The following is a 25030-nucleotide window of genomic DNA, read 5'->3' on the forward strand; positions in this document are numbered from 1 at the left end:
GCAAGCGTCAACGCTTCATCGCCTAACCCAATCCTCATCCCGATCGGAAAATTCGGGCATGATGTCGCCCGCCAGCAGCCTCTCCTTCGACAGCAGCCCGGCGTCCTCGAGCGCTTCGAAATCCGGCAGCTGGCGCAACGTGTCGAGCCCGAACTGCGACAGAAAATTTCTGGTCGTCACATAGGTATAGGGCGCCCCCGGCTGCGGGCTACGCGGCCCCGAGGCGATCAGGTCTTGCGCGCGCAGCACGCCGATCAGGTCGCGCGACACCTCCTTGCCGAAGAAGGACGACAGCTCGCCACGGGTGATCGGCTGGAAATAGGCAATGCACATGAGGACGAGAGCCTCCGACTGCGACAGCTCCTTTGTCCCCTCGCCCGCCGCCGTGCCGAAGGCGGCGTGGATGACTTCGCCAAAATCTTTTTTGGTCCGGTGCTGCCAGCCGCCGGCGACCGCGACCAGCTCGTAGGGGCGGCCGGCGAGCTCGGCGCGGATGTCGTCGATGATCAGCTCGAGATTGCAATTCCTTCCCACCACGCGCGCGAGGACACTACGTGTCACCGGTTCGCTGGCGGAAAAAATCACCGCTTCGACGCGGCCCATCCATTCGCGCCACCGCAGTTCTGGCGGCAGGTGATCGAGCTCGGTGTCAAGCAGCGGCGGCTGAACGTTCGGCTTTTGACGGGCGGAGGCTTGGCTCATCGCTACAACCCAAACAGCCGAAAGGTGCTGCGGCCGGAGAGCTCGCGCACGGCATCCAATTGTTGCAGCCGGTTGAACAAGCGCCGCGCTGCAAAGCGGGACAGGTTTTTGGTCGTCAGCGATCCAGAGACGGCGTCTTCGTCGAGCAGTTTTTGGATCACCTCGCTGGCGCCCTTGGCGCGCAGTTTCGGAGCCACCGACAGGAGCTTTTCGGCACGACGCGACAACTCGGCGGCCAGCCGGCAGGAGTCTGCCGCCGCCGTAACCAGCGCCAGGCAAACCGCGCGCTCGAAACTTTTTTCGCCGGGTCGGATGCGCCTGCCGCCACCGACTCCGGCGCGGAAGGCTTGAGCAAAAACCTGCGCCGTCAGCAGCGGCAGCGGCCGCGGCCAGCGCAGGCTTTGCGCCAGCACCAAGTCGGCCAGCCACCACGCAAGAAGCTCGCAATCCGGTCGCACGGTGACCACGTAAGTGGCGATCGCCGCGGCGGCGAATGGCGCCGGCCGCTGCGACTCCGCTAGGGTATTGACCTCCACGCAAAGCGCTGCGAGCGCGGCACCGTCCCAATGGAGTCCGAGCAGCTCGACGATCTTGGCCAAACGATCGGCGGTGGCGACGGGCGGCTGCAGCGCCAACTGCCGCCAGGCGCCAAAAATAGCGCCGGCGGGACCGGGATCGGCGCCGGCCGGACGCAGGTACCAGGCGTCGCGAAGGGCGGCCTCGTCTTCTGAGCGACCGGCGAGCCGCATGCTGGCGGCGGCGCAGCGAAGCGCCAGCCGCTGCCGCCAGGCGTCGGCCCAGCTGGTTCGCGTGCGGGCGAGCACGTCGAGCGCACCCAGCGCGGCGCCGGCCTGGAAGGCGGCGTCGGTGTCGCTGAGGGTGTAGGTGGCGAGCGCCCAGGCTGGCACGGTCGGTGGCGCAGAGGAACTGGCGGTCGCGGGATCGAGGCGAATCATGATTTGGAGAGTAAAGTGCTGGTGCGCTTTTCGCCATGATTTTCACACCAAAACGCACAACCTGTCGCCGCCATACAACGAATGATAATCTTGCATTATCGTTCGTTTTGAGATCTAGTGGATAAATGGCCCCTATCGTCGACCAGAACCCGGAAACTCGTGCCGAGGAGAGCTCAGCGCCGCCCCACAGCACGCCAGCAATCGCCGATTCCTCCTCTGCCCCCCGGTCGGCCGACGATTTGCCCGATATCGTCGATGTCGTCATGGAAATGGGGCAGGCACCCGAGGAGCCGCGAAACGCCCCTCCCTTGCCCGCACATCTGGAAAAGCTCGCCGATCGCGCCCGCGAGTATGTCGAGGCGGCGAGTTCAGCCAACACCCGTCGTGCCTACGCATCTGACTGGAAGCATTTTTCGGCCTGGTGCAGGCGTCAGCATCTTGATCCCCTCCCCCCAGATCCGCAGGTTGTCGGCCTCTACATCACCGCCTGTGCATCCGGTACGGCAGCCGCGGACAAGACCGCAAACTCGGTGTCGACCATCGAACGCCGGCTTTCGTCGCTCACCTGGAATTTTGCCGGACGCGGCCAGCAGCTCGACCGAAAGGATCGACATATCGCCACCGTGCTTGCCGGCATTCGCAATACCCATGCAAAGCCGCCGTTGCAGAAGGAGGCGATCCTGCCTGAGGATCTTCTGGCCATGCTGGAGACGCTCCATCGCGGCTCCTTGCGCGGTCTGCGCGACCGCGCCATGCTGCTGCTTGGCTTCGCTGGCGGCCTGCGCCGCTCCGAACTCGTGGGCCTTGATGTTGGCCGCGACCAGACCGAAGATTCTTCGGGCTGGGTCGAGATTTTGGACCAAGGAATTTTGGTCAACATACACGGCAAAACCGGCTGGCGCGAGGTCGAGATCGGCCGCGGCTCGGCCGACACCACCTGCCCAGTTGTCGCTCTGCAGATCTGGCTGAAATTGGCGCGGATTGGCCACGGACCGGTGTTTCGGCGCGTCACCGGCCAAGGCAAAGCCGTTGGCGCCGAGCGCCTCAACCCCCAAGAGGTCGCACGACTGGTCAAGCGTGCAGCACTTGCTGGCGGTGTTCGCAGCTATCTGTCCGAGGGTGAGCGCGGGAAAAAATTCTCGGGCCATTCGCTGCGCGCCGGTCTTGCCTCATCGGCCGAGGTCGACGAGCGTTACGTTCAAAAGCAGCTTGGCCATACCTCGGCCGAAATGACCCGACGCTATCAGAGGCGCAGAGACCGGTTTCGCGTCAATCTCACCAAGGCCAGTGGACTGTAAGCTGCAAAGGCTCCCTCCCCTGCCCTTCGGATCCCGAGAGCACCCTAAAGCCAAGACAGCTGATCCTTCGGCAGCCTGCCGCTCGGATCGAATACTGCCACCTTGTGGGGGAGATCTGGACCCCAGTCCCATAGGATCAGGTTGCGATCCTCAATCTCGGCCCCGGGCGCGAAGCTCGGAACCACAATGCCTGCAACATTTCGAGGTCGCAACCGATCGTAGATGGACCAGGAGACTGGGCGCTCTCCGTCGCTGAGAGCAGTCGCCCAGGCACAGGCCATCTCTTCGGGCGTCACAGAAAACTCTTCCCTCCCCTCTTCCGTTGTCAGATCCGCGATGTCATCACAATCGATCTCATAGGAGCAAAGCACGCATGGATCGATCCGCTGTGCGAAGCCCTGGTTGGCTTCCTTGATCGCAGTCATGATGGTCAGCGCCAGATAAAGCGCCGGCACGCCTTTGGGATTGAATCGGGCTCCTCGGATCGCCGCTCCTTCGCCGGAAGTCGGCTTGAATGCCCAACGCGGATCGTGTGCGCGGTAGCAGGTTCTGACGAACCTCACGCAAAACCACCAACGGCCATATGATCGAGATAATCACGGACCGCTGCTGCCTTGCCATCCTTCACCAGCGCTTCAGCAGTGCGTCCGCCAAATGCTGGAAGCGGCTGAGCCCGATACCAGGCCATCGCCTGCTCTTTGCCGCCCGCCCACTCCGTCACGCGGCTGATGATCTCAAGCATCTCCCGAAGACGACCTTGTGTCTTTACCGCAGCGCTGCGCTCCGAGCGATAAAGGGTCTCGCGAGCAAGACCAGCGGTTTGGGCCAATTGGCCCTTGGACATGCCAAAACCATCCGCGACCTGCTGGATCGCAATCTTCCCGTTGCGATCCATATAGGACAAGATGAGAGGTCCATTCTGCTCGGGGGTCTTGAGTGCATGGGCCACAGAATTCATCCTACCATATTGAAAGTCATATTTCTTGTGCAAAACATATGGCAATTCTCGACGGCTTTCAATCCCAGGACCGAACCAATCTAAGCTGCATCCACTCGAGCGCCCGCGGAACAAACCGCCCCTGCCCCGCAAATCCCTGCACCCCACACTTCATCCGGCCATCCTCGCTGTTGCCCCATTAGCTTTAAGCGCGGCCATCAGCATGGGTCCGACAGAGAACTCCCCTGCCCTCGCCTTTTCGGTCAGCACCCGCAGATATCCGCCGGCCGAGTTGATATGCTGCGCCCGCTGAAGGATGCAGGCGATCACGATCGCGGCTACCTCCTGGCCCATCACATGGCAGGCCTCCTCATATGCCGACGGTGATACGCCAAGGTAGCCTCGCACCTGGGCGGCGGTCATCATCAGGTCCCGCCAGCTTCCGATCCCGCTGACCGCATAGTCCGCAATTTCGGGGCAGGCCCTCAGCACCAACCCAATCGGGTAGCCTTTCAGCTTCTCGGCCGGAGCGGAGACTGGCTCGACCGCGGCCCTGCTTTTCTCTAAAGCCGGTTCAAATACAAAAGTGGAATCTGTGTTTGAATCAGATTGCTGCCGCTCAGTTTGGGACTCATTGCCGCTAGGATTCTTGGAATTTGTGAAGCTTTCCAGCATCCTATCCACTTCATCATGAAGAGTGGTCAGCTCAGCAACGAGCCCCTCCAACTCCGGCAGCTCAGCCCTGCGCGGAATTGCATCCACGATGGCCCGAAAACGCCTCCAGATGGCTCCCCAGTCTCCAGGAACGGCCTCTTCGATCGCGGCGTCGACAAGCTTGTGGATGTCTCGGCGGTGGAGCGTGATCCGCTCGCGCATCAATTTGAGCGCCCGATTGTCGGCTCGGACCTGGTCGGCCGCCTGTTGAAACTCCGCGGCCCGTGTCAGCAATGGCGCCAACGAGAACCCGAACGCTTCCACGACAGCCCCGCCCTGCCCTTTGCGGGCGAACCTTTTGCCATTGGCACTGTCGCGGCGGATAATCAGACCGCAAGTCACCAGCTCCGCAAGGTTCCTCCGCAGTGTGGAATCGGCCATTCCGTGTGCGCGCAGCGATAGCTGTGCGTTCGACGGAAAGACCATCAGGCCATTTTCTTCGCTGATCTGGTCATCCGGGTAGAACGACAATAGGCCACTCAGCACGGCCAAGGCACGATCGCCTACGCCGAGAACCGACTTGCCCTCACAGAGCCAACGATAAACCTGCCACTTTTCAACGTGAGATCCCTCAGGAATCTCCCGCGATGCCGTGTTCGCCTGCACCAGGGCAAGCGTCATCGGCCGCCGCCCGAAGGGCGTCGTTGCGTATCCACTCTCCATTTCCCTCGCCTTTCAATTGGGCAAAAGAAACCTGCTCGCCGAAACGGCGCCACGACTCTTGACAGTGATTCGGGGAAATGCGATTCTCAGCTTGCTACAGACCGAGAAGGGCTTCCGCGACGGCGACGTTCGGGGGCCTTTTTCTTTTGCGGTTTCAGTCTCCTGTTTTCTTTGCCAGTTCCGACTCCCGGAAAGCCTCGAAAAGCTCGTCGAGCTTGCCGGCGATGAACGCACCGAAGGGCGATGCCTCCTTGGATTTCAAGGCAAGTGTAAACATCTTTCCCGTGTCGGTGATCTTGGCGCGCACTGACTTATCCTGTGGCGTCCAAGCCCTTTCTTGAGGCTTCGCCGGAGTGCGGGCGCGCTTCGGAACAGTGCTCAAAAAATCAAACAGGCGCGTGAAGCGGGTATCGCTATCGGACGCCGCAAAGTCGGTGCCTTTTACATAGTCCGCTGCTCTGGACCGGTTTTCAGGATGCTCCATCAGCTTGGCGAGTTGCCACCAGCGATCGCGGCCGATGCCCTTGGCTGCTCCGACTTCCAGAATAATCCCCTCGGGAACGTTAGAGGTGACCGAACGCATCTTCGAAAATGTCGTGTCGTCTAGCGCCAGCGCCGACTTAACCGTCTCTTGCGAATGGCCCTGCCTGAGGATGCGGTCGGCAAACAGCGTCCGCTCGATGAAGGACAAATTGGCCCTGGCTGCGTTCTCCTGCCCCTGGGCGATCAGATGGTCCTGATCGTCCATCTTCTTGACGACAGCGCGAACGAGGCTGCCCAAATGGCGAGCAACCTTCACGCGCCGGTGTCCAAAGACGGTCTGGTAGCGACCTGGCGCCGACGGGTGAGGCCTTACCAGGATGGGAGAATCTTGCCCGCGCTCACGGATTGCCGCCATTAGCTGGCGAAATTCATCATCATCGTCGTCAATACGATCTGAAACGAATGAGCTGTCGACGAGGCTGGGGTCTAGATCGACCACCGAACTCTTGGACAGCTCTTCGAACGACTGCATGATCGAGCGCGAAGCGCCTCGAACTGCGTAGTTGGCGACGTCTCTCACCTCCGTGGGCGGAGCTCCCGCCCCCATAACGCTCCCGAATACATCTTTACGTGCCATTCAATCGCTCCGATCTGCCGCTAGACGACTGATTCTGCAGAAAAAATCACCGGTTTTTACTGCCGTAAAGTGGTCATTGATCACGACCTGCCCCATGCGCGATGAATGAGTACGGTAATTTCCGAGTTCACGGCATCAAGCGACTCGACCGCCCGGTCATAGGTCGAGCGCGTAAAGGCCGATTTTTCGACCTCATAAAGGGTCTGCTTGGTCAAACCGGCGTCCGAAATTGCCGTCGACTTGAGCATCGGATTCTCAAGGATCTGACCGGCAAGCATGGACTGCATGAAGCCGACCATCTGCGCTTGCGGAATGTCCGTGGGCTCGTAGCGGGTAATCAGATAGCGAAACCAATCCAGCTCGATCGCCGCACCGGCAGCCTTAATGGTCTTCAATATGCCGCCGAGCATGAGCAGGAACTGGCTCATCGACATCAGGTCGAGCATCTGAGGGTGAACCGTGATCAGAACCGACGTCGCCGCCGACATCGCCGTCAAGGTCAGATAGCCAAGCTGCGGCGGACAGTCGACGACGACGACGTCATAGCGGCTATCCACTTCTGATAGCGCCTTCGCGATTCTCGTGAAGAACTGCCGGCCCTCATTGGACGATTTGTCCTGCATGGCAAGCGGCGTGTCGTACTCGTACTCTTGGAGCTCGAGATTAGCCGGGATGATGTCCAGGCCCGGGAAATTCGTCGGCACGATGACGTCGGATATCGGCTTGCGCTCGTCATCGTAACGGATCGCCTCGTACAAAGAGAGGTTTTGATCCAGTTCAGGCTGGAAGCCATGCAGTGCTGAAAGCGACGCTTGCGGATCAAGATCTATGGCGAGAACACGATGGCCTGTCAGGGCCAGGTGTTGGGCAAGGTGAGCAGCTGTAGTGGTCTTGCCGCTGCCGCCTTTGAAGTTAACGACCGCCACGATCTGGAGCTTGTCTCCCGGCTTGCGATGCGGGACGTATTTCTTCACCTCGGTCCGGCCGTGGCGGTCCAGGAAATGGCGCAGCTCGAGCATCTGTTCGGCCGTGTAAGAGCGCCGGCCGGAGGGGACCTGGTCGGGAATAGGTCCTTTGCCCTCGAGATGAAGGCGCTTCAGATTGTTTTGAGAGACGTCTAGGTAGTGGGCGACCTCTGCCATGGAAAACGAGCGCAGGGTCTTCGTCGCGTTGGGTGGAAATTTCTCCATGCGCAGCTGATTGAGGCGTCGCGATATCTCGGCACCTTGTTCGAGAATTTTGTCATCGAACTCGAAGCGTGGTAGCCGCATGGCGATGTTCATTCTCGTCTAAACCCGAATTGGCGCTTTTTGCGATGAAACTATTCAACAACCGCCATTAAGCTCCGATTCGGCCAACCCCGGCAAGAAGTTTTAGGTTAACAGAAGGTTAACGGCGCCAGCCGGCTTCTTTACTGCCGGTTGCCGCTATTCTCACCAACACTGCGGTCTCGTAGCAGCCTCCAACATTTTCCTCTTCCACCTAAATGCATGTTTTATCTGCCACAAGGGCGCTTTTTTACGGCAGTAAAGCGCCGCGCGTCAGCGGATAAGAATTGCAAGTCCGGGGGAGGGAAGGGCACCACTCTATCAGTTATCGACAAGCGCGGTCCTCCTCGGGCCCACGCCGGACGGGCGCCTATAGCAGTAGCAACGCAACCAGGGCGCCGACCCGCCCTTCAACGCTCAGCGTCGTGGTCGAAGATGACCCCAGGGAGTTGCGCACCCGGCGCTTCCTCTTCGCGGCAGGCGCATCCTGCACGCCTTCCGCCTACGAAATGAGCCACCCGCGTGGGATTGCCGACCCTATGCGGGCTCAAATAGCGGCGTGTTGTCGAAGAGTTTGGATCGCCGCGAGCTACCGCGGACGCAGTTTGGACGCTCGGTCGCGATAACAGCTGGTATCGGGAAGGGGAGGGGACAGATCTTCTGACGAAGCCGACGCGGACAAAATCGCAAACTACAAGGCGGAATTCGCATTTCTTGTCGCTTGGCACGGAATCCCGCTCGCCCAGGTGACCCGTGACGGCTTCGAATGGCGATAGCGACCCGTAGATCGGAAAGAGTAGCCCACCACTCATTCGCCAGACGATACCCGGCAGACTCTGCCGACGTTCATCGAGCCGCTCTTGCCGGATGGGTGGCTCGCTCAGGTCTTGCATCAGCGCGACGTGCTCAAATCGGGCAGGCGCGATATGTCGAACATCGCTTTCGTCAAGAATCGAGAGAACTAGCCGGGCTCCCCGCTGACATTCTGCAAGGGGAGCTCGCGGTTTTTGAAGCCGGCCAATTCAGCGGCCGTTATACAGGGCGGGCGCGGAGCGAGATCGAAGATACGTTTGAGCAGAGCCTGACTGGCTGTTTGCCAATAGCCAGACGCCACGCTATCGGGGAGTCCAGATCAACGCACTTATGTGTTTGATGCGGGCAGGTGCGCTGGTGCCAGCGGTGGAGCAGCCTTTCACTCATATTCTTAAGCCTTCGGGCACGGCGGGCTTCGAGACACTCCGCATCGTCGAGTGGCTTTGCCTGGACCTCGGCAGGGCCGCAGGATTTGAAGTCCCCCGCCGCGTTGATCGAGATGCTCGATTGGATGCTGCCGGCGCTCGTGGTCGAGCCCTTCGACATCCGACGTCGCGCTGGCGATCACCGGACGTTGGCGATGGAGGATTCCTGTTCACTCCTTAAGCTTCCGCCTCCGCCAAATATGACGGTGCGATCGAGCGCATGGCGCGGGGCTTCGGCCGCTGTCGACAGATCCATTGAATGATCTCGACATCCCGTTTCGAAGTGCCTTGTTTGCCTGGTTTAATGCCGACGGCGATAAGCATCTGCAAAAACTGGCGCTGCTAAAAATTGGCAGGGCCCGGATCGCATCAGTTCAAGACGATACGATTTGCATCGCTTTGCGTTCGGGCAGCGTCTTCGGGGGGTGGTGATAGAGCCCCCCGAAGACACTGCGGCACGCGCGAACTATAACCTTCGCGGTCCTTAGGTATTATCTTCAATTAGCGAGCAATGAAGCGCCAGATCGAGTATTGACAAAAAATAACAAGGAGTCCGTTGCGATCGAGATTGGGAGGTTACTCGATAAGGGCCCTCACTCCATCCCGGTAATTTATGGACTCACTGTGCTGGTTTGCCAGAGGGAACAGACCGGTTTACCCGATCACTCCCTCGAATAATTGACCATCAAGTGGCCACGACCCGCCAACTTTGCGAAGGCTTACCATCTGCCAGGCCAGGGAATGTGGTGCCCCTTCCTGCAAATCGATAAGCGGTGATAATGGCCAAGGGCATCTGCATTGCTCCTTCCCTCGCCACGGTGCTCCTGGAAGGATTGGGCGCACAAAGGCTGGGGCAAATGACACGAAGCTGACGCTGAGCAGGTAGGGCGGAGCCAGCAGCAAAGCCGCGGAAGGCACCGAAACTCGGCCCATCATGGCGACTGACGGCCGCTTTCACCATAGCTTGATAACTCTGGCAGGCGCGAGCGATCGTCGGCCGGGATTGAGCCGGACCGCTTGACCGTACCTTTCGCGTCGATCCTCGCTTAACCGGTGAGCGACCTTGCAATGCGGCCGGCGATGTCGGCCGACGCCTCGTCAAATCCGAGGTATCGGTTCTTTCGATAGGACAACCCCTGCCTTATCGACTTCTCATGCTCGACGATCGTCACTATTCGTAACAATCTTGGTAACTGCCGAGCATGCAGCCATGGACATCAGGAAACGTGCAATGCTGGAAAAAGTGGAAGCTGCTACAAAACTGAGGCTGGAAAGGCCCTCGCTGCTTCGAGAGGCTGCCTATGTTGCCGGCGAATGGGTGCAAGCAGCGGGGCAGGGCATTGCCGTCACCGATCCGTTCGACAATTCCACGCTTGGCTATGTGCCTGATCTGGACGCCGCCCACGCGCGCGCAGCGATCGACAAGGCTTACGATGTTCAGAAGGACTGGGCTCGCCGTACGGCCAAAGAACGGGCACGGATTCTCAGAAGTTGGTTCGACCTCGTCGTGGCGCATGCGGACGACTTGGCGAAGATCCTGACGGCTGAACAGGGCAAGCCGATCGCGGAGGCGAAGGCGGAAATCATTGGCAATGCCGGCTATCTCGAATGGTTTTCGGAAGAGGCCAAGCGCATCGAGGGGGATGTTTTGCCCGGCGCGTCGGCCAATCAGCGCATCGTGGTGTTAAAACAGCCGGTCGGCGTCTGCGCTGCCATCACACCGTGGAATTTTCCGAACGGCATGATCACACGCAAGGCTGGCCCGGCGCTGGCTGCTGGCTGCACGATTATCCTCAAGCCGGCAGCTCAGACGCCGTTCTCGGCAATCGCTCTTGCGGTGCTGGCTGAGGAAGCGGGGGTGCCAAAGGGGGCATTTTCGGTCATCACCGGCAACGCCCGACCGATCGGAGAGGAATTTTGCGACAACCAGAAGGTTGCCAAGATCACCTTCACCGGTTCCACGGCGGTGGGTCGCTGGCTGATGTCGCGTGCCGGCAACAGCATCAAGCGGCTCTCGCTGGAACTTGGCGGCAATTCTCCCTTCATCGTCTTCGATGACGCCGATCTCGACAACGCCGTGAAAGGCGCGATGGATTCAAAGTTTCGCAATACAGGTCAGACCTGCGTCTGCGCCAACCGCATCTTTGTCCAAGAAGGCGTGGCCGATGCATTTCTGACAAAGCTTGAGGCAGCTGTGGGACAGTTGCGTCTCGGCTGTGGTACCGAAAGTGAGACAAGCCAGGGGCCGCTCATCGACGAGAAGGCAGTGCTGAAGGTCGAAGAACATGTTTCCGACGCGCTCGCGAAGGGGGCACGCCTCATCATGGGCGGCAAACGTTCTTCCCTGGGCGGTACATTCTATGAACCGACGATCCTGGCGGATGTCACTGCCGAAATGCTTGTCACCAAGGAAGAGACCTTCGGTCCCCTGGCCCCCGTCATCACCTTCAAAGACGAGGCCGATGTGATAGCCATGGCCAACGATACCGAATATGGCCTTGCATCCTATTTCTTTTCTCGCGATGTCGGCAGGGTCTGGCGCGTCGCCGAGGCGCTGCAATGCGGCATTGTCGGCGTCAATACAGGACTTGTCTCGACCGAGATGGCGCCGTTCGGCGGCGTCAAGCAATCGGGGCTCGGACGTGAGGGTTCCAAATACGGAATCGGTGAATTTCTGGATATTAAATATGTCTGCCTTGGGGATGTCTGATGCGGTTCGATCCTCCAGCAATCCAGACCAGTGCAGGCTTCCGGGCGAAGTGCCCCGGGCGCGGTCTTGAGCCGAGGTGTGCATGACGCAAACCGGATTTGACGCGATAGTCATCGGGGCGGGCCACAACGGACTCGTCTGCGCCAACTACCTGGCACGAGCCGGGCTGAAGGTTCTGGTTCTGGAGGCGCGCAAGATCATCGGCGGCGCGTGCACGAGCGAGGAACTCGTTCCGGGCGGTCTCTTTTCTTCCTGCTCCTACATCCAGATGATGCTGCGAACCGAGGTCGTCCAGGACCTCGAACTCGCCAAATACGGACTGCATTCGACAGCGCCAGACATGCTCGAAATGGGCCTGTGGGAAGACGGCGACCATGTGATGATGTGGCGCGACGTGGACAGGACGCTGCGCTCGATCGAGCGGCACAACCGCAACGACGCCGCCAGTTTCATGCGTTTCGCCAGCCGGCTGCGCCGCTTCGGTGAACTCTCCGGCTCTTTGTGGATGAGCGATCCGCCAGCGGCGGACGAGATGCGCGAGATTTTCCGGAAGGCGGGAGAGGATGAACTTTTTGAGGAGTTCGTCCTCAAGTCGGCCGAGGACCTGCTGGCGCGCTATTTCGCAAGCGACCGCCTGCGCGGGTTCATGATGTTCATGGGCATGGTTTCGACCTGGGGTGGGCCCAAGACGCCAGGAACCGCCTATGTCTACGGCTATCACGCACAAGGGGAATTCGAGGGAAACTACGGGCAGTACGGGCTGCCGCGCGGCGGCATGGGAGCCATCGCCAGCGCAATGTCGAACGGGCTGCTGGAACATGGCGGCGAGGTTCGCACGTCCACGCCGGTGCGCCGCATCCTTGTCGAGGATGGCAAGACCCGCGGCGTCGAACTCGAAAGCGGTGAGACGATCAGGGCGCCGCTGGTCGTGTCCAATGCCGATCCCGTAAGGTCGCTGGTCAAGTTCTTGGGAAACGATCTGCCTACCCCAGCCCGAATGAATGCCTCAAAGATCGACACGCGCGGCTCGATGGCCCGCATTCACCTTCTGGTTGATGCGCTGCCCGACTATGTCGGTTTCGAGCCTGGCAAGATGGGTCCCCAACACCAGGGGCTTGTCATCATGGGCGCGGCACCAGCACTCTACGAGGCGGCTTGGGAAGCCCAACGCAACGGCACCTTCCCGGACGACTTCGTCATCGAGGCCCTCATTCCCTCTGTGACGCATCCTGATCTGGCCAGGCCGGGAACCCACACGCTTTCGCTGGGCGTTCAGCAATTGCCGTTTAAACTTGCCAATGGAGATTGGCATAGCCGCAAGGAGGAATGGGCCGACAAGGTGATGGAGGCCTACTTCCGTTATGCACCCAACATCCGCGATCATATCCTTGGCCGGCATGTCATAACGCCGCTTGACCTTGAGGAGACCTATAACATCACCGGCGGCAATATCTTTCATTCCTCCATGGTCGGCACCGAGAACAATTTCGATCACCGCCCCATTCCCGAGGCCGGCCACTATCGAACGCCGATTGCCGGCTACTATCTGTGCGGCTCGGGGAGCCATCCGGGGGGCGGGGTGTCCGGCGCACCAGGGCACAATGCGGCCCGTCGCATCCTTGCCGACCGCGCCGGCAAAGGCGATCTCAGAATGCTGCGCGCCGACGCGGCGCTAACCGCCTCGCCGTTTGTTAATGCCATGATGAAGCTGCCGTTCGGCGAAGCGATCAGCTACCGGGTCGCCCGCAGCCCGTTCTTCCGCGAACTGACACGCCGGCTGAACCGCACCGGAAAATAGGGATGGTGCGCCTGTTAGAATCGGCACTGCGGTTCACACAGATAGTCGGCAAGCACCAGCACGAGTCACGCCGGCGCGAAAAGGAAACAGGTTTCGGTGGCGACAAAAAGGAGCGATGATCAAATGCGCATTCTCACGATGTTGGTGGTCTTCTCGGGTAAGGGCGAGCAGATCGGGCATGCCGAAGGCTTCATCGCATCCGCAGCGGATGGCATCGTCGTCGAGCCCGCGAGGACGCTGAAGGGCGATGAGAGCCTCGAGGCGCCCTGCGGTACGGCTCGGTTCGAGACGGTCGTCATGGCCCGCAACGGACGCACCGTGGAAGCGGGCCGGGTGTTCTTTCCGGAGATAGACAGTTACCTCGACGTCCACACGCCGGAGACGGGTCTCGTCGTCGATCTCGGCGAAGGAAGGGAGATGGGTTCGATCACCTGGCATGTGCGCAAGGGCGGTGGCCGCTTCGAAGGCGCGCGCGGTGTGGTCACCGGCAACTTCACCGCCAGACCGGACGGCACATTCACCGATCACCAGGTCTTCAAGCTCGTGCTTGCCGATCACGGTCCCGAATGACACGTTCCTATCGCATCGCGGTCATTCCCGGAGACGGTATCGGCAAGGAGGTCATGGCTGAAGGCACGAAATGCCTCAACGCTGTCGGCCGGCTGTTCGACATTCGCTTCGAGCTCAACCATTTCGACTGGAGCTGCGAAACTTACCGAACGACGGGCCGAATGATGCCGGCTGACGGGATCGATCGCCTGCGCGACCACGATGCCATCCTTCTTGGCGCCGTCGGCTTTCCCGGTGTGCCCGACCACATCTCGCTCTGGGGGTTGCTGTTGCCGATCCGGCAACAGTTCGATCAGTATGTGAACCTGCGGCCGGTGAGGGCGCTTCCTGGCGTTCGCTCTCCCCTCCGGGACGAGATCGCGCGAAAGGTGGATTTCTGGGTGGTGCGGGAAAATACAGAAGGGGAATATTCGCAACTCGGCGGTCGTATGTACGAAGGCACCGAGCGCGAAGTCGTACTGCAAACGGCGCTTTTTTCACGACGCGGCACGGACCGGATTCTTCGCTACGCGTTCGAGCTGGCCCGCAAGATCGGTCGACCGCATGTAAGCTCCGCTACGAAGTCGAATGGCCTGTACCATTCGATGCCGTTTTGGGATGAGCGGTTCGCCGAGATGGCCAAAACCTATCCAGATGTTCGGGCGGACCAATATCATGTCGACATCCTGGCGGCACGCTTCGTCATGTCGCCGGAGCGGTTCGATGTCGTTGTCGGTTCCAATCTGTTTGGGGACATCCTGTCCGACCTGGGGCCGGGCTTGACAGGCACAATCGCCGTGGCGCCGTCGGCCAACATCAATCCGGAACGGGTCTGTCCATCGATGTTCGAGCCGGTCCATGGTTCGGCACCCGACATCGCCGGGCAAGGCATCGCCAATCCCGTCGGACAGATCTGGTCGGTCGCCATGATGCTCGACCATCTGGGCGAGGTGGAAGCTGGATCGGCACTGATGAAGGCTATCGAGAGGACACTTTCACGGGCCGATGCGCCGCTTACCCCAGATCTCGGTGGCAAGGCCGGCACGTCCGAACTCGGACAGGCAATTGCTAAGGCCGTTCTTCGGTCAGTCAACCCGGCATAGCCGCGCCACAGCTCCATCCTTTTGTATGGGTATCGGATTTTTGCAAAACCGGTTCCCACTTTCGGGTCCGATGCTTTAGCCTCGAACGAAAGCCTGCCGGCTTCGATACCTGCCCGATTTATCTCGTATCGGGACAAGTGATAGGTTCAGGTCGGTGGCATGCCGGTGGAGAGACGCCATGAACCTGACGCTCCGTCAGATTTCCTACTTCGTCCTGACTGCGGAGACTGGATCAGTGTCGGGCGCAGCAGCTGCGGCGCGCATATCGCAATCGGCAGTCACAGAGAGCATTCGCGCCCTCGAGGCCCAGGTCGGCGTCATCATGTTCGTGCGTCATGCCCGCGGTGTCGCCCTGACCTATGAGGGCCACCGGTTCCTGCGACACGCCAAGCTCATATTGTCCACGGTCGAGGACGCGGCCATCGCCTTCTCAAACCGCGACAAGCATTTTTCGGGCGTACTGAATTTGGGCGTTACAAGCCTGGTGGCTGGCTATTTTCTGGCTGACATGCTTGCGCGCTTCCGCCGCGTCTTCCCAGATGTCGAGGTCAAAGTTTTCGAGGATGACCGACGCTACATCGAACATCTGCTTATCAGCGGCGAACTCAACCTTGCGCTGATGCTGACGTCGAACCTGGAAGACGAAATGGCCCTTGCACACGAGACCCTCGTGCGCTCCCGCTACAGGCTCTGGCTATCGGCAAAGCATCCTCTGGTCGACAAGAGTCTGGTGCAGCCGGAAGATTTGCGCGCCGAGAACCTGATCGCTCTCGACATTGACGAGTTGCTGGAATCGATCACCAGTTGGCTGCACTCTGTAGATCTCAAGGATCGAGTGGTGCTGAAGACGACTTCGGTCGAGGCTGTACGCAGTCTCGTGGGTACGGGGGCCGGGGTGGCTATTCTTCCCGATATCGCGTTGCGTCCCTATACGCTCGAAGGCGATCGGCTGGAGGCGCGCCCCGTGAAAAGCCTTTCGCTCACACTCGACGTGGGCCTGGTCTGGCGCGCCGGATCCACCACCAGCGCACAGGTCGACGTCTTCCGGACACTGGCCCTGGACTTCAAGAGCAACCGCTAGGTCAAGCCATCGCCAGAACCGATACCCTTGGGCAAGTATTTCGTATTTTCCAACTCCAAGTGCGCCCGGCTACGATGCCAGAACTGAACGTCGCTGGGAAAAGGCGGCGTGGCAAGCATCCCGGAGGTATGAGACATGGACGCAAAAGCGACGCCTACATTTTCGACACAGCTTCTCATTGGCGGAAAATTTGTCGACGGCCAGGGACCTATCGAGAAGGTGCTGAACCCGGCGACCGGAGACGTGATCGCCGAGGTGCATGAGGCGTCGAGCGAACAGCTCAATCAGGCGGTCGATTCCGCAGCAAAAGCGTTCCGGTCGTGGAGTTTGAGAACGCCGCGCGAGCGTGCCGAGTTCCTGCTGCAGGTTGCCGATCATCTCCAGGCTGAGAAGGAGGGCTATGCGCGCATCGAATCGCTGAACGGCGGCAAGCCCTATCTCTCCATGCTCAATGACGAGATGCCGGCGATCATCGACGTGATACGGTTCTTCGCCGGCGCCTGCAGGGTTCTCTCCGGCAGCGCGGCAATGGAATACGTCCCGGATCATACGAGCATCATACGTCGTGACCCCCTGGGGGTGATCGGTTCAGTAGCGCCCTGGAATTTCCCATTGCAGATGGCGGCATGGAAGATTTTCGCTCCGATCTCGGTCGGCAATACTGTGGTCGTGAAGCCTTCCGAGCAGACGCCCCTCAGCCTGCTCAAACTCGCTCGTTTTCTTGCCGACCTGTTGCCGCCGGGCGTTGTCAACATCGTCACCGGGCGCGGGGAAACCGTCGGCTCGAACCTTGTTTCGCATCCCGACGTGGCCATGGTGTCGCTTACTGGCGATATCACGACCGGCCAGAAGGTTCTGCAATCTGCCGTCAAAACACTGAAGCGGACCCATCTCGAACTCGGCGGCAAGGCTCCAGTCATCGTTTTCGACGATGCCGATATCGATGCTGCGATCGCCTCCATAAGGGTCGCGGGTTTTGCCAATGCGGGCCAGGATTGCTGCGCCGCGTGCCGCATCTATGTGCAGGCGGGCATTTACGACAAATTCGTCGCCAAGCTTGAGACCGCGGTGAAATCGATCCGCTCCGGCGCGCCCGAGGATGAGACGACCGAACTTGGACCACTGATCAGCCAGCGGCAGCGAGAGCGGGTGGCCAGTTTCGTCGAGCGCGCTTCCATGGCCAAGCATATGGAAATCGTTACAGGCGGCAAAGCCGCTTCCGGTGGCGGATTCTACTATGAACCGACACTTATCGTCGGCGCCCAGCAGGAGGACGAGATTGTGCGCCGTGAAGTGTTCGGCCCGGTCGTTTCGGTCACGCGCTTCGAAGATAGCGACCAGGTTCTCGAATGGGCTAACGACAGCCGCTACGGGCTTGCCGCGTCGGTTTGGACGCGCGACAGCAAGACGGCACTCAAGACCGCCGCGCGCATGATGTATGGCACGGTCTGGGTGAACCAGCATTTCACCCTGATCAGCGAGATGCCACATGGCGGTCTGCGTTCGTCAGGCTATGGCAAGGACCAGTCCATCTACAGCCTCGAGGATTACACGGCAGTCCGCCATGTAATGCTGAATTTCTCCTGAAGTGAAAGCGCAGGTCGTCGACATACAGAAGCTGCAACCCGCTTTCCTAGCTGGATGACCGATGCTCGGCAACAGTCTCAATCCGTCGGAAGTGATGGCCCGGTTCGACGGCGGCATGGCGGGAAGTGTTTGTCCAACGCCCCGCGCGGAAGTGGACGCCATCTTGGCCCGGCATTACGGATTGGCGGGGGCGCTCCAACCGTTCGCCGCCGAACGTGACGAAATTTTCGGCGTTCGGACCGCCGAAGGGCAACGGTTTGTACTGAAGATCCACAATCCGCTCGAGAAATCCGCGCTGGCGGATCTGCGGCTGCAGGCAATGAAGCATGTCGAGAGGGTCGATCCGACCTTGCCGGTGCCCCGGATCATAACTTCCGGCGATGGCGATGCGCCGGTCGTGCACATCTCCGACGGCAGCGAGCGGATCGTTCACCTGATGACGTTCCTGGACGGAATGCCGCAACATACCCTGCCCAGGAGTCCCAGGCAGGCCTTCAACATCGGGGCGAAGCTGGCGCGAATGGCGGTTGCGCTCTCAGATTTCGCACATGTTGCCGACGAGAGGTATCTTGCATGGGATCTCGCCAATGCCGCAGATCTGCTTGCGCTCCTGCCGCACGATGCAAGCGGCAGATGGAACTTCGTGGCCCGAACGCTGCACAGGTTCGAGGATGAGACCCGCCATCGCCTCGCGATGCTTCCTCGCCAAGTGGTCCACAACGACTTCAATGCACACAACCTGCTGATGGGCGCGAACGAACCCGAACGCGTGATCGGTGTGCTCGACTTCGGCGATGTCGCTCGCACTCAACGCGTCAGCGATCTCGCCATTGCGGCCTGCTATCAGTTGCGATTTGATGAGAGCGGCCTGGCTGGGGCGACGGATGTCGTGGCCGGCTACCTTTCCGAAAATGCCCTGCGGGACGAAGAGACCGATATCCTGTTCGACTTGATGGCGGTTCGACTGTCTATCGCCGTTGCCATCACGAAATGGCGCGCGGCACTTAATCCGGACCGTGCCGAGGCTATTCTCAAGAACACTGGCTATGCTTGGCGTGGGCTCGATCGTCTTGCGGGTATCGACCGCGCGACTACCACCGGCATGCTGTGCAGCACCCGCAAAGGAGGTTCACCGAAATGAACAAGCCGCTCATGATCAACGCCTTCGATCCGAAGGCGGGCACCGGCCTCGACCACGAGACAGAAGCGCTTGTCGCCCGCCGGCAGAAGGTGCTTGGTCCGTCTTACAAGCTTTTCTACGAAACCCCTGTGCACGCCGTGCGGGCCGAAGGTGTCTGGATCCACGATGCACAGGGGCAGCGGTATCTTGACGTGTACAACAATGTTCCTTCGGTCGGGCATTGCCATCCAAAGGTCGTGGAAGCCGTTTCGCGGCAGATGGCGGTGCTGAACACGCACACCCGTTACCTTTATGATGCCGTGCTTACTTATGCGGAACGCCTTCTGGCGACGTTCCCCGCCGAACTGTCCAATGTGATGTTTACGTGCACCGGTAGCGAGTCCTCGGATCTTGCGATGCGTATAGCCAAGACGCATACCGGAGGTGCCGGGATCATCGTGACGGAAAATGCCTATCACGGCATAACCGAACAGATCGCGTCGATGTCCCCCTCACTTGGAGAGGGCGTCCCCCTCGCGCCGAACGTGCGCGTCGTGCCGGCGCCCGACGCGTATCGGCTGGGCGAGGCCAATGTCGCAGCCAAGTTTGCAGAATCCGTGAAAGGCGCCATCGCCGACCTTGAGCGACATGGCTTCCGCCTCGCGGCGATGATGGCGGACATGATCTTTTCCAGTGACGGTATCTTCTCGCATCCGGCCGGGTTCATTAAGCCCGCGGTAGAAGCTGTGCGCGCCGCCGGTGGTCTCTTCGTTGCCGACGAGGTGCAGCCGGGCTTCGGCCGCCTCGGCGACGGCATGTGGGGATTTGCCCGCCATGGCGTCGTCCCTGACATCGTGGTTATGGGAAAGCCGATGGGCAACGGCCTGCCGATCGGCGGTGTTGTCGCGCGCCCGCAAGTCCTTGGTGAATTCGCGGCCCGCGCTCGTTACTTCAACACGTTCGGTGGAAATCCCGTCTGCTGTGCGGCCGGGCTGGCGGTGCTCGACGTCGTTCAGGACGAGGGCCTGATCGAGAACGCCAGGCAGTCAGGTGAAAGGATCAAGAGCGGGCTGCGCGACATCGCGCGCACCGTGCCGTCCATCGGTGACATACGGGGAGCCGGGTTGTTCATCGGCGCGGATTTCATCACGCCCGGCCGGAACAAGGAGCCCGACGGCCGCCTTGGGCTCCATGTCGTCAACGCCTTGCGCGAGCGGCGCGTGCTGATCAGCGCCTGCGGCGTCGAGGGCAATGTGCTCAAAATCCGGCCCCCGTTGCCGTTCAAGGACGAGCACGTCGACCTCTTCCTTGATCACTTCGCGGCGGTGGTCGCCTCCGATGGCTTCAGGCGCCTCGCGGAGGCCGACAAAACTTGCTGATCGCGGCCATCGGAAATTTCGACAACTCTCGCCTCGGCGTCGCTCGACGGATCAAGCTTGGCTTTCGCGACTCCTGGTCCCGGGGCGTAGAAACGGCGACCAGAACTCAATTTCCGTCAATTGGCATCGGCCGCAGCTCCTTTGTAGCGCGCAATCGACCCCTCATTTTAGGGCCGTGGCGCATGGAACGGCGTTCTTCCGAAAGAATGCCTATTCGGCGGGCAGATCGGAAAACCCGATACCTCATCGAATGCAAATTGTATTTCTCATGGCTTCTCAGTCTCGATAGCATTTTCAATGCAAGGACTGAACGCGCTCTGATGACATTCGGAAATCGGATGGGCGCAGCGAAAAGTGCGAGGCACAGCTGATGGGCGCGGTCGAGATCCGTAATGTGACGAAGTCTTTTGGCGCCTTCTCGGTGGTGAAGGGCATCAGCCTCGAGGCGCGGGACGGTGAGTTTCTGGTTCTCCTCGGACCCTCCGGCTGTGGCAAGTCCACCTTGATGCGGATCATTGCCGGGATCGAGGCGCCCACCTCAGGAGAAATTTTCATCGATCGCCAGTGCGTTACCGATTTTTCGCCGCGCGCCCGAAACGTTGCCATGGTCTTTCAGACCTACGCACTCTACCCGCATTTGACGGTGCGACAGAACATTGAGTTCCCGCTGAAGAAAATGGGCACGTCGCGCGACAGGACTGCCCAGCAGATCCTGTGGGCCGCCAACATGTTCCGCATCGCGCATCTGCTCGACCGCAAGCCCAAGCAGCTTTCCGGAGGCGAGCGCCAACGTGTGGCCCTGGCGCGCGCTATGGTCCGAGAGCCATCCCTGTTCATGCTCGACGAGCCGCTTTCGAACCTAGACGCTAAACTGCGAACATCTGCGCGCGAAGAAATACAGCAGTTCCAGCGACAGACAGGCACCACCACGATCTATGTGACGCACGATCAGGTCGAGGCCATGGCGTTGGGAGATCGCATCGCGGTGCTGAGCGATGGCGTGGTGCGCCAGGTCGGTCGGCCGGAGGACATTTACAATAGCCCAGCCGATACGTTCGTTGCGACCTTCGTGGGTTCGCCGACCATGAATCTGGTCGAAACGGACAGCACCATCATCGGCTTCCGACCGGAGCAGTTCTTGCCCGCCGATTTTTTGCCGGGCAACGAAGCGCGCACTGACTTTCCTGTGGTGATCACCCGGATCGAAAAGCTCGGCTCCTCGCAACTCGTCTATGGCGAACTGCAGGCGCCACACCCGGCAACGAAGGTCGTTGCCGAAGTGCCCGCCATCGCGGCCATGACATTCAATGTAGGAGAGCAGCGGATATTTCAGGTCCGCAATACGCATGTGCTGCGCTTCGACAAGGAGACGAGAAAACTGATGGCAGCCTGAACTGCCCGCCTGACAAATCGCGAACAAAAAAGGGGAACTGCGATGAAATTGATCAAACAACTGAAGGCAGCGCTGGTCGTTGCAAGTGCATTGCTCCTCGCCGCGCCGGCTCACGCGCAGGAGGTTCTGACTCACTCCAATTGGCGCTCGACCGAAATGCCCGACATTTTCACGGGCGTATTTGAGCGCTATCGCAAGAGCCATCCCAACGTCGACCTCAAGGTCGAGGAGATCGGCTTCCTTGAATACATCAAGAAGATGGAGCTCTCGGGTCAGGCTGGGGCCTTGCCGGACACGTTCGAGCTCTGGGTGCCCACGCAACTAGCGCGCTTTGTCGAGGAAGGCTGGCTCATGCCTCTCGACGATCTCATCGCCGCCGACAAGGCCAAGGGCGACGATGTGATGGCCGCATTCGAGCCTTGGGCCGATACAAGCTACAAGGGACACACCTATGTCCTGCCTTCGCTCGGTCTGACGAACGTTCTGCTTTGGAACAAGACGGCCTTCAAGGCAGCCGGGCTGCCCGACCGTCCGCCGCAGACCATCGAGGAGATGGTGGAATTCGCGCGCAAGCTCAACAAACCGAACCAGATGTACGGCCTCGGCCTCGACGGCAATGGTTCCGAACTCTGGCTGACATTGGCCTGGCTCTTTTACGCCAACGATACTCGTATCGGCCGGGTCGGGGGAGACATTCAGATCAACAAGCCGAAGGCGGTCGAGACCGTCCAGCTCATCGCCGACCTGGTCAAGGAAGGGCTCGTTCCTTCATTCACATCCACCGACACTGAAAAGATGCGCAGCGAGTTCGCGGCCGGGCGCCTCGCGATGATGCCGGACTGGAACGGGGTTCCCGCCGTTATCGCCGGATTGAAGCCGAACTTCGAATGGGGCATCGCTCCGCTGCCGACCGGAAAGACCTCTGGCGCCATGCTGAGCGGCGGCGACTCGACCTATGCCATCAGTGCCAATGCCAAGGATCCGAAGGCCGCCTGGGAACTGATCAAATTCCTAACCGGTTACGAGACACAAAAAGCCATCGTCGATGCATGGCCCTTCTTCGTGACCCGAAAGCAAATCTGGAAGGAGGTCGAAGAGGGCAAGGTTGGCACGTCGGACAGTTTGAAGATTGCCTTGGAACAGTCGCGGCGTGCAAACTCCTACGACCCCTATACCGAGATGCCGCCGCAGCTCCTGCAGGCTGTTGATATCTTCCGCACCGAATTGCACGGCATCGTCGCCGGCCAACAGACGGCGCAACAAGGGATGGATAAAGTCGCCATCAAGTGGCAACAGCTCTACACCGACTGGGACGACCAGTATGGTGAACTGGGCGACCGCTACACCCGCTAGCAATAGCGAGTTCGAAGACGCCACCGGGCAGCATGCACGGTGGCGTATCGCACATCAGGCAGTGGGGTGTTACCTTGACCGCTTATTCGACATCGACCGACGACATGGCGGAAGCTGGAACGGCTACGGGAAGGCGCAAAGCACCGAAGCGCCGATGGCTGATCTACGGCGTCCTTACCCTTGCGATAGCCATCGTCCTGCTGCCGATCGCGTATATGGTCCTCATCGCGATAACGCCGAAGGAATTGCTGTTCCAGTCGATCATTCCCGGGCGGGTGACCTATGCCAACCTGCTGGAGGCCTTATCGACGCCAGATCTCGTGCTGCCGTTCCGCAACAGCGTGGGGATCTCCACGATAACCGCGTTCTTCACACTCCTGCTGGCCGCTCCGGCTGCCTATGGGCTTTCCCGCTATCGCGTCGGCTTCTCTGGCGTTCTGGTCGTGCTGCTTCTGTTTAGCCAAGTCATTCCGGTCGAAATCCTTGTCCTCAGCTACTTCCCCTTCATGCGCAGCGCCGGACTGATCGATACCTGGGTCGGACTGATCTTCCTCGATACCACGCTGACCGTTCCGTTCTGCACCCTGATCCTAAAGTCGATGTTCGACGGGATCCCGCGCGACATAGAAGAGGCAGCCCGCATTGATGGCTGCAACTCCTTCGAGTGCTTCTACAAGATCACGGTACGCCTGAGCTGGGGCGGCATCCTGGCTGCGTTCATCTTTGCTTTTCTGATGGCATGGCAGGACTTTCTTTATGGGTTGACCTTCACCGCCAGCCTCAATGCCCGACCGATCACCGTGGCGCTCAATCTGCTCATTGGCCACTACACGATCAGTTGGGAAGCCCTGATGGCGGCGAGCTTTCTCTCGGCTCTGCCCCTGCTTGTCGTGTTTGCCGTCTTCCAGGGCGTCTTCATCCGCGGGATGATCGCCGGAGGTGTCAAATGAGCATTGCCACTGCATCCGACACAAAAGGTCGGCGCCTCATATCTGCCCACCGGGCTTACCAGATCGAATGGGCCCTGTTCGTCATCCCAGCCTTTGCATTCCTTGTCATCACCGGCATCTTCCCGTTGCTGGCGAGCCTGTGGACCGGGTTCTTCCAAGTGCGAAGGGGTGACAGCGAATTCGTTGGAATGAAGCACTACCAGTGGGTGCTGCAAGACGACGTGTTCTGGAAGTCGACTCTCAACAGCTTCATCTTCACAGGCGGCACGGTCGTCGGCCACCTGCTTATCGGTCTCGGTTTCGCGCTGCTGCTCAATCAGAAGATACGCCACCTGTCGGTTTGGCGCGCCCTGCAGTTCATTCCGTGGTTGTTTCCGCCGGCTGCCGTCTCCATCCTCTGGATTCTGATCTACCAGGGCCAGTACGGCCTCATCAACTCTGGCCTCAGGGCAGTCGGCCTAGGCGGATGGGCGATGAATTGGCTCGGCGAGCCATCAACGGCGCTGGCGGCGGTGACAGTTGCAAGCATCTGGAACTGGTACCCATTTCTCACACTGACGCTGCTGGCAGCGATGCAAAATATCCCGAGCGAACTGTATGAGGCTATGGACGTGGATGGCGGTACGTCTTGGGACAAGTTCCGCAACGTTACGCTGCCTCACCTGACCCCCGTCATGCTGACAGTGTGTCTGCTCGATTTCTTCTGGACTTTCCGCTTCTTCGACATGACCTGGATCATGACCAAGGGCGGGCCGGGAAAATCGTCCGAGGTCTTGGCAACCTACCTCTACAAACTGGCCTTTCAGGAGTACCGTTTCGACAGGGCGGCTGCTGTGGGCGGTTACATCATGCTCATCATGGCGTTGCTGACGGTCGTTTATCTGTTCGCATATCGGCGAGCAGAACGTGCCAGCGGGCTGTGAGAGAGGCCCATCATCAGAAGGCCGGTGGCGGAACGGATGCCGGTCACTTTGCTGCTGGGGACCGGGCTTCAGTTCGGCGATCCCTTTCTCGATCCCGCTTTAAATAATTCACAAATGTTGCGGCCGAACGATACTTTTGAGATGACCCACCACCAGATGGACGCCTGTCAGCGTTCGAGAACGCCACC

The 25030-nt window shown here is 60.0% G+C and carries 21 protein-coding genes; 14 read left to right on the forward strand and 7 right to left on the reverse strand.

Annotated elements, in window-relative coordinates:
- Positions 1-15: 15 nt before the first annotated feature.
- Together scpB and AC1DYO_RS02655 are read right to left on the reverse strand one after the other, a co-directional pair.
- Positions 16-702 (reverse strand): SMC-Scp complex subunit ScpB, encoded by a 687-nt coding sequence (gene scpB / locus AC1DYO_RS02650; protein WP_477260028.1) that lies wholly within the window; start codon positions 700-702, stop codon positions 16-18.
- 2 nt (positions 703-704) lie between these two features.
- The gene (locus AC1DYO_RS02655) at positions 705-1658 is read right to left on the reverse strand and encodes a DUF1403 family protein (RefSeq protein WP_477260030.1); all 954 of its coding nucleotides are present in this window, start codon (positions 1656-1658) and stop codon (positions 705-707) included.
- Between the two features lie 125 nt (positions 1659-1783).
- On the opposite strand from AC1DYO_RS02655, the gene AC1DYO_RS02660 reads away from it, so the two are divergent.
- Positions 1784-2956, forward strand: coding sequence for a site-specific integrase (locus AC1DYO_RS02660; protein WP_477260032.1), 1173 nt, complete (start codon positions 1784-1786; stop codon positions 2954-2956).
- A 44-nt stretch (positions 2957-3000) separates the two neighbouring features.
- Here the strand turns inward: AC1DYO_RS02660 and AC1DYO_RS02665 are convergent, their stop codons facing one another.
- From AC1DYO_RS02665 to repA, 5 genes are all read right to left on the reverse strand, one after another.
- Complete coding sequence (locus tag AC1DYO_RS02665) at positions 3001-3519, reverse strand: RES family NAD+ phosphorylase (protein WP_477260034.1); 519 nt, start codon at positions 3517-3519, stop codon at positions 3001-3003.
- Complete coding sequence (locus AC1DYO_RS02670; protein ID WP_477260522.1) at positions 3516-3914, reverse strand: MbcA/ParS/Xre antitoxin family protein; 399 nt, start codon at positions 3912-3914, stop codon at positions 3516-3518. Before AC1DYO_RS02670 ends, AC1DYO_RS02665 begins: the two co-directional genes overlap by 4 nt.
- Before the next feature lie 150 nt (positions 3915-4064).
- A complete protein-coding gene (gene repC / locus AC1DYO_RS02675) occupies positions 4065-5270 on the reverse strand; it encodes a plasmid replication protein RepC (RefSeq protein WP_477260036.1) in 1206 nt (401 codons plus the stop codon).
- Between the two features lie 154 nt (positions 5271-5424).
- A complete protein-coding gene (gene repB / locus AC1DYO_RS02680) occupies positions 5425-6390 on the reverse strand; it encodes a plasmid partitioning protein RepB (protein WP_477260038.1) in 966 nt (321 codons plus the stop codon).
- 80 nt (positions 6391-6470) lie between these two features.
- Entirely contained in the window at positions 6471-7673 is a 1203-nt protein-coding gene (gene repA, locus AC1DYO_RS02685) for a plasmid partitioning protein RepA (protein WP_477260040.1), read from the reverse strand.
- A gap of 1478 nt (positions 7674-9151) precedes the next feature.
- Between repA and AC1DYO_RS02690 the strand changes: the two genes are divergently transcribed.
- From AC1DYO_RS02690 to AC1DYO_RS02750, 13 genes are all read left to right on the forward strand, one after another.
- Positions 9152-9328 carry a hypothetical protein gene (locus tag AC1DYO_RS02690; protein ID WP_477260041.1) on the forward strand — a complete coding sequence of 59 codons (177 nt, stop codon included), beginning with the start codon at positions 9152-9154 and terminating at the stop codon, positions 9326-9328.
- Between the two features lie 829 nt (positions 9329-10157).
- Positions 10158-11606, forward strand: coding sequence for an NAD-dependent succinate-semialdehyde dehydrogenase (locus AC1DYO_RS02695; protein ID WP_477260524.1), 1449 nt, complete (start codon positions 10158-10160; stop codon positions 11604-11606).
- Between the two features lie 82 nt (positions 11607-11688).
- A complete protein-coding gene (locus AC1DYO_RS02700) occupies positions 11689-13404 on the forward strand; it encodes a phytoene desaturase family protein (protein WP_477260043.1) in 1716 nt (571 codons plus the stop codon).
- Between the two features lie 123 nt (positions 13405-13527).
- On the forward strand, positions 13528-13974 hold the full coding sequence (locus tag AC1DYO_RS02705; protein ID WP_477260045.1) for a hypothetical protein: 447 nt from the start codon (positions 13528-13530) through the stop codon (positions 13972-13974).
- Positions 13971-15056, forward strand: coding sequence for a tartrate dehydrogenase (locus AC1DYO_RS02710; RefSeq protein ID WP_477260047.1), 1086 nt, complete (start codon positions 13971-13973; stop codon positions 15054-15056). Before AC1DYO_RS02705 ends, AC1DYO_RS02710 begins: the two co-directional genes overlap by 4 nt.
- A gap of 178 nt (positions 15057-15234) precedes the next feature.
- Positions 15235-16137: a LysR substrate-binding domain-containing protein gene (locus AC1DYO_RS02715; protein WP_477260049.1), complete on the forward strand. Its 903-nt coding sequence runs from the start codon at positions 15235-15237 to the stop codon at positions 16135-16137.
- 135 nt (positions 16138-16272) lie between these two features.
- Complete coding sequence (locus AC1DYO_RS02720) at positions 16273-17724, forward strand: gamma-aminobutyraldehyde dehydrogenase (RefSeq protein WP_477260051.1); 1452 nt, start codon at positions 16273-16275, stop codon at positions 17722-17724.
- Between the two features lie 61 nt (positions 17725-17785).
- On the forward strand, positions 17786-18865 hold the full coding sequence (locus AC1DYO_RS02725; RefSeq protein ID WP_477260053.1) for a phosphotransferase: 1080 nt from the start codon (positions 17786-17788) through the stop codon (positions 18863-18865).
- The gene (locus AC1DYO_RS02730) at positions 18862-20223 is read left to right on the forward strand and encodes an aspartate aminotransferase family protein (RefSeq protein ID WP_477260055.1); all 1362 of its coding nucleotides are present in this window, start codon (positions 18862-18864) and stop codon (positions 20221-20223) included. The genes AC1DYO_RS02725 and AC1DYO_RS02730 overlap by 4 nt, the downstream gene beginning before the upstream one ends.
- A 370-nt stretch (positions 20224-20593) precedes the next feature.
- Positions 20594-21616, forward strand: coding sequence for an ABC transporter ATP-binding protein (locus AC1DYO_RS02735; RefSeq protein ID WP_477260057.1), 1023 nt, complete (start codon positions 20594-20596; stop codon positions 21614-21616).
- Between the two features lie 90 nt (positions 21617-21706).
- Positions 21707-22969 (forward strand): ABC transporter substrate-binding protein, encoded by a 1263-nt coding sequence (locus AC1DYO_RS02740; protein WP_477260059.1) that lies wholly within the window; start codon positions 21707-21709, stop codon positions 22967-22969.
- A gap of 74 nt (positions 22970-23043) precedes the next feature.
- Positions 23044-23919, forward strand: coding sequence for a carbohydrate ABC transporter permease (locus AC1DYO_RS02745; RefSeq protein WP_477260061.1), 876 nt, complete (start codon positions 23044-23046; stop codon positions 23917-23919).
- The gene (locus AC1DYO_RS02750) at positions 23916-24842 is read left to right on the forward strand and encodes a carbohydrate ABC transporter permease (protein WP_477260063.1); all 927 of its coding nucleotides are present in this window, start codon (positions 23916-23918) and stop codon (positions 24840-24842) included. The genes AC1DYO_RS02745 and AC1DYO_RS02750 overlap by 4 nt, the downstream gene beginning before the upstream one ends.
- Positions 24843-25030: the final 188 nt, after the last annotated feature.

The organism is Mesorhizobium sp. P2_F5, from assembly GCF_056403715.1.

Excerpts from the sequence above, each read along its gene's own strand:
- scpB (WP_477260028.1), bottom strand. The coding sequence starts at position 702 with ATGAGCCAAGCCTCCGCCCGTCAAAAGCCGAACGTTCAGCCGCCGCTG.
- AC1DYO_RS02655 (WP_477260030.1), bottom strand. The coding sequence starts at position 1,658 with ATGATTCGCCTCGATCCCGCGACCGCCAGTTCCTCTGCGCCACCGACC.
- AC1DYO_RS02660 (WP_477260032.1), top strand. The coding sequence starts at position 1,784 with ATGGCCCCTATCGTCGACCAGAACCCGGAAACTCGTGCCGAGGAGAGC.
- AC1DYO_RS02670 (WP_477260522.1), bottom strand. The coding sequence starts at position 3,914 with ATGAATTCTGTGGCCCATGCACTCAAGACCCCCGAGCAGAATGGACCT.
- repC (WP_477260036.1), bottom strand. The coding sequence starts at position 5,270 with ATGGAGAGTGGATACGCAACGACGCCCTTCGGGCGGCGGCCGATGACG.
- repB (WP_477260038.1), bottom strand. The coding sequence starts at position 6,390 with ATGGCACGTAAAGATGTATTCGGGAGCGTTATGGGGGCGGGAGCTCCG.
- repA (WP_477260040.1), bottom strand. The coding sequence starts at position 7,673 with ATGAACATCGCCATGCGGCTACCACGCTTCGAGTTCGATGACAAAATT.
- AC1DYO_RS02700 (WP_477260043.1), top strand. The coding sequence starts at position 11,689 with ATGACGCAAACCGGATTTGACGCGATAGTCATCGGGGCGGGCCACAAC.
- AC1DYO_RS02705 (WP_477260045.1), top strand. The coding sequence starts at position 13,528 with ATGCGCATTCTCACGATGTTGGTGGTCTTCTCGGGTAAGGGCGAGCAG.
- AC1DYO_RS02710 (WP_477260047.1), top strand. The coding sequence starts at position 13,971 with ATGACACGTTCCTATCGCATCGCGGTCATTCCCGGAGACGGTATCGGC.
- AC1DYO_RS02715 (WP_477260049.1), top strand. The coding sequence starts at position 15,235 with ATGAACCTGACGCTCCGTCAGATTTCCTACTTCGTCCTGACTGCGGAG.
- AC1DYO_RS02720 (WP_477260051.1), top strand. The coding sequence starts at position 16,273 with ATGGACGCAAAAGCGACGCCTACATTTTCGACACAGCTTCTCATTGGC.
- AC1DYO_RS02725 (WP_477260053.1), top strand. The coding sequence starts at position 17,786 with ATGCTCGGCAACAGTCTCAATCCGTCGGAAGTGATGGCCCGGTTCGAC.
- AC1DYO_RS02730 (WP_477260055.1), top strand. The coding sequence starts at position 18,862 with ATGAACAAGCCGCTCATGATCAACGCCTTCGATCCGAAGGCGGGCACC.
- AC1DYO_RS02735 (WP_477260057.1), top strand. The coding sequence starts at position 20,594 with ATGGGCGCGGTCGAGATCCGTAATGTGACGAAGTCTTTTGGCGCCTTC.
- AC1DYO_RS02750 (WP_477260063.1), top strand. The coding sequence starts at position 23,916 with ATGAGCATTGCCACTGCATCCGACACAAAAGGTCGGCGCCTCATATCT.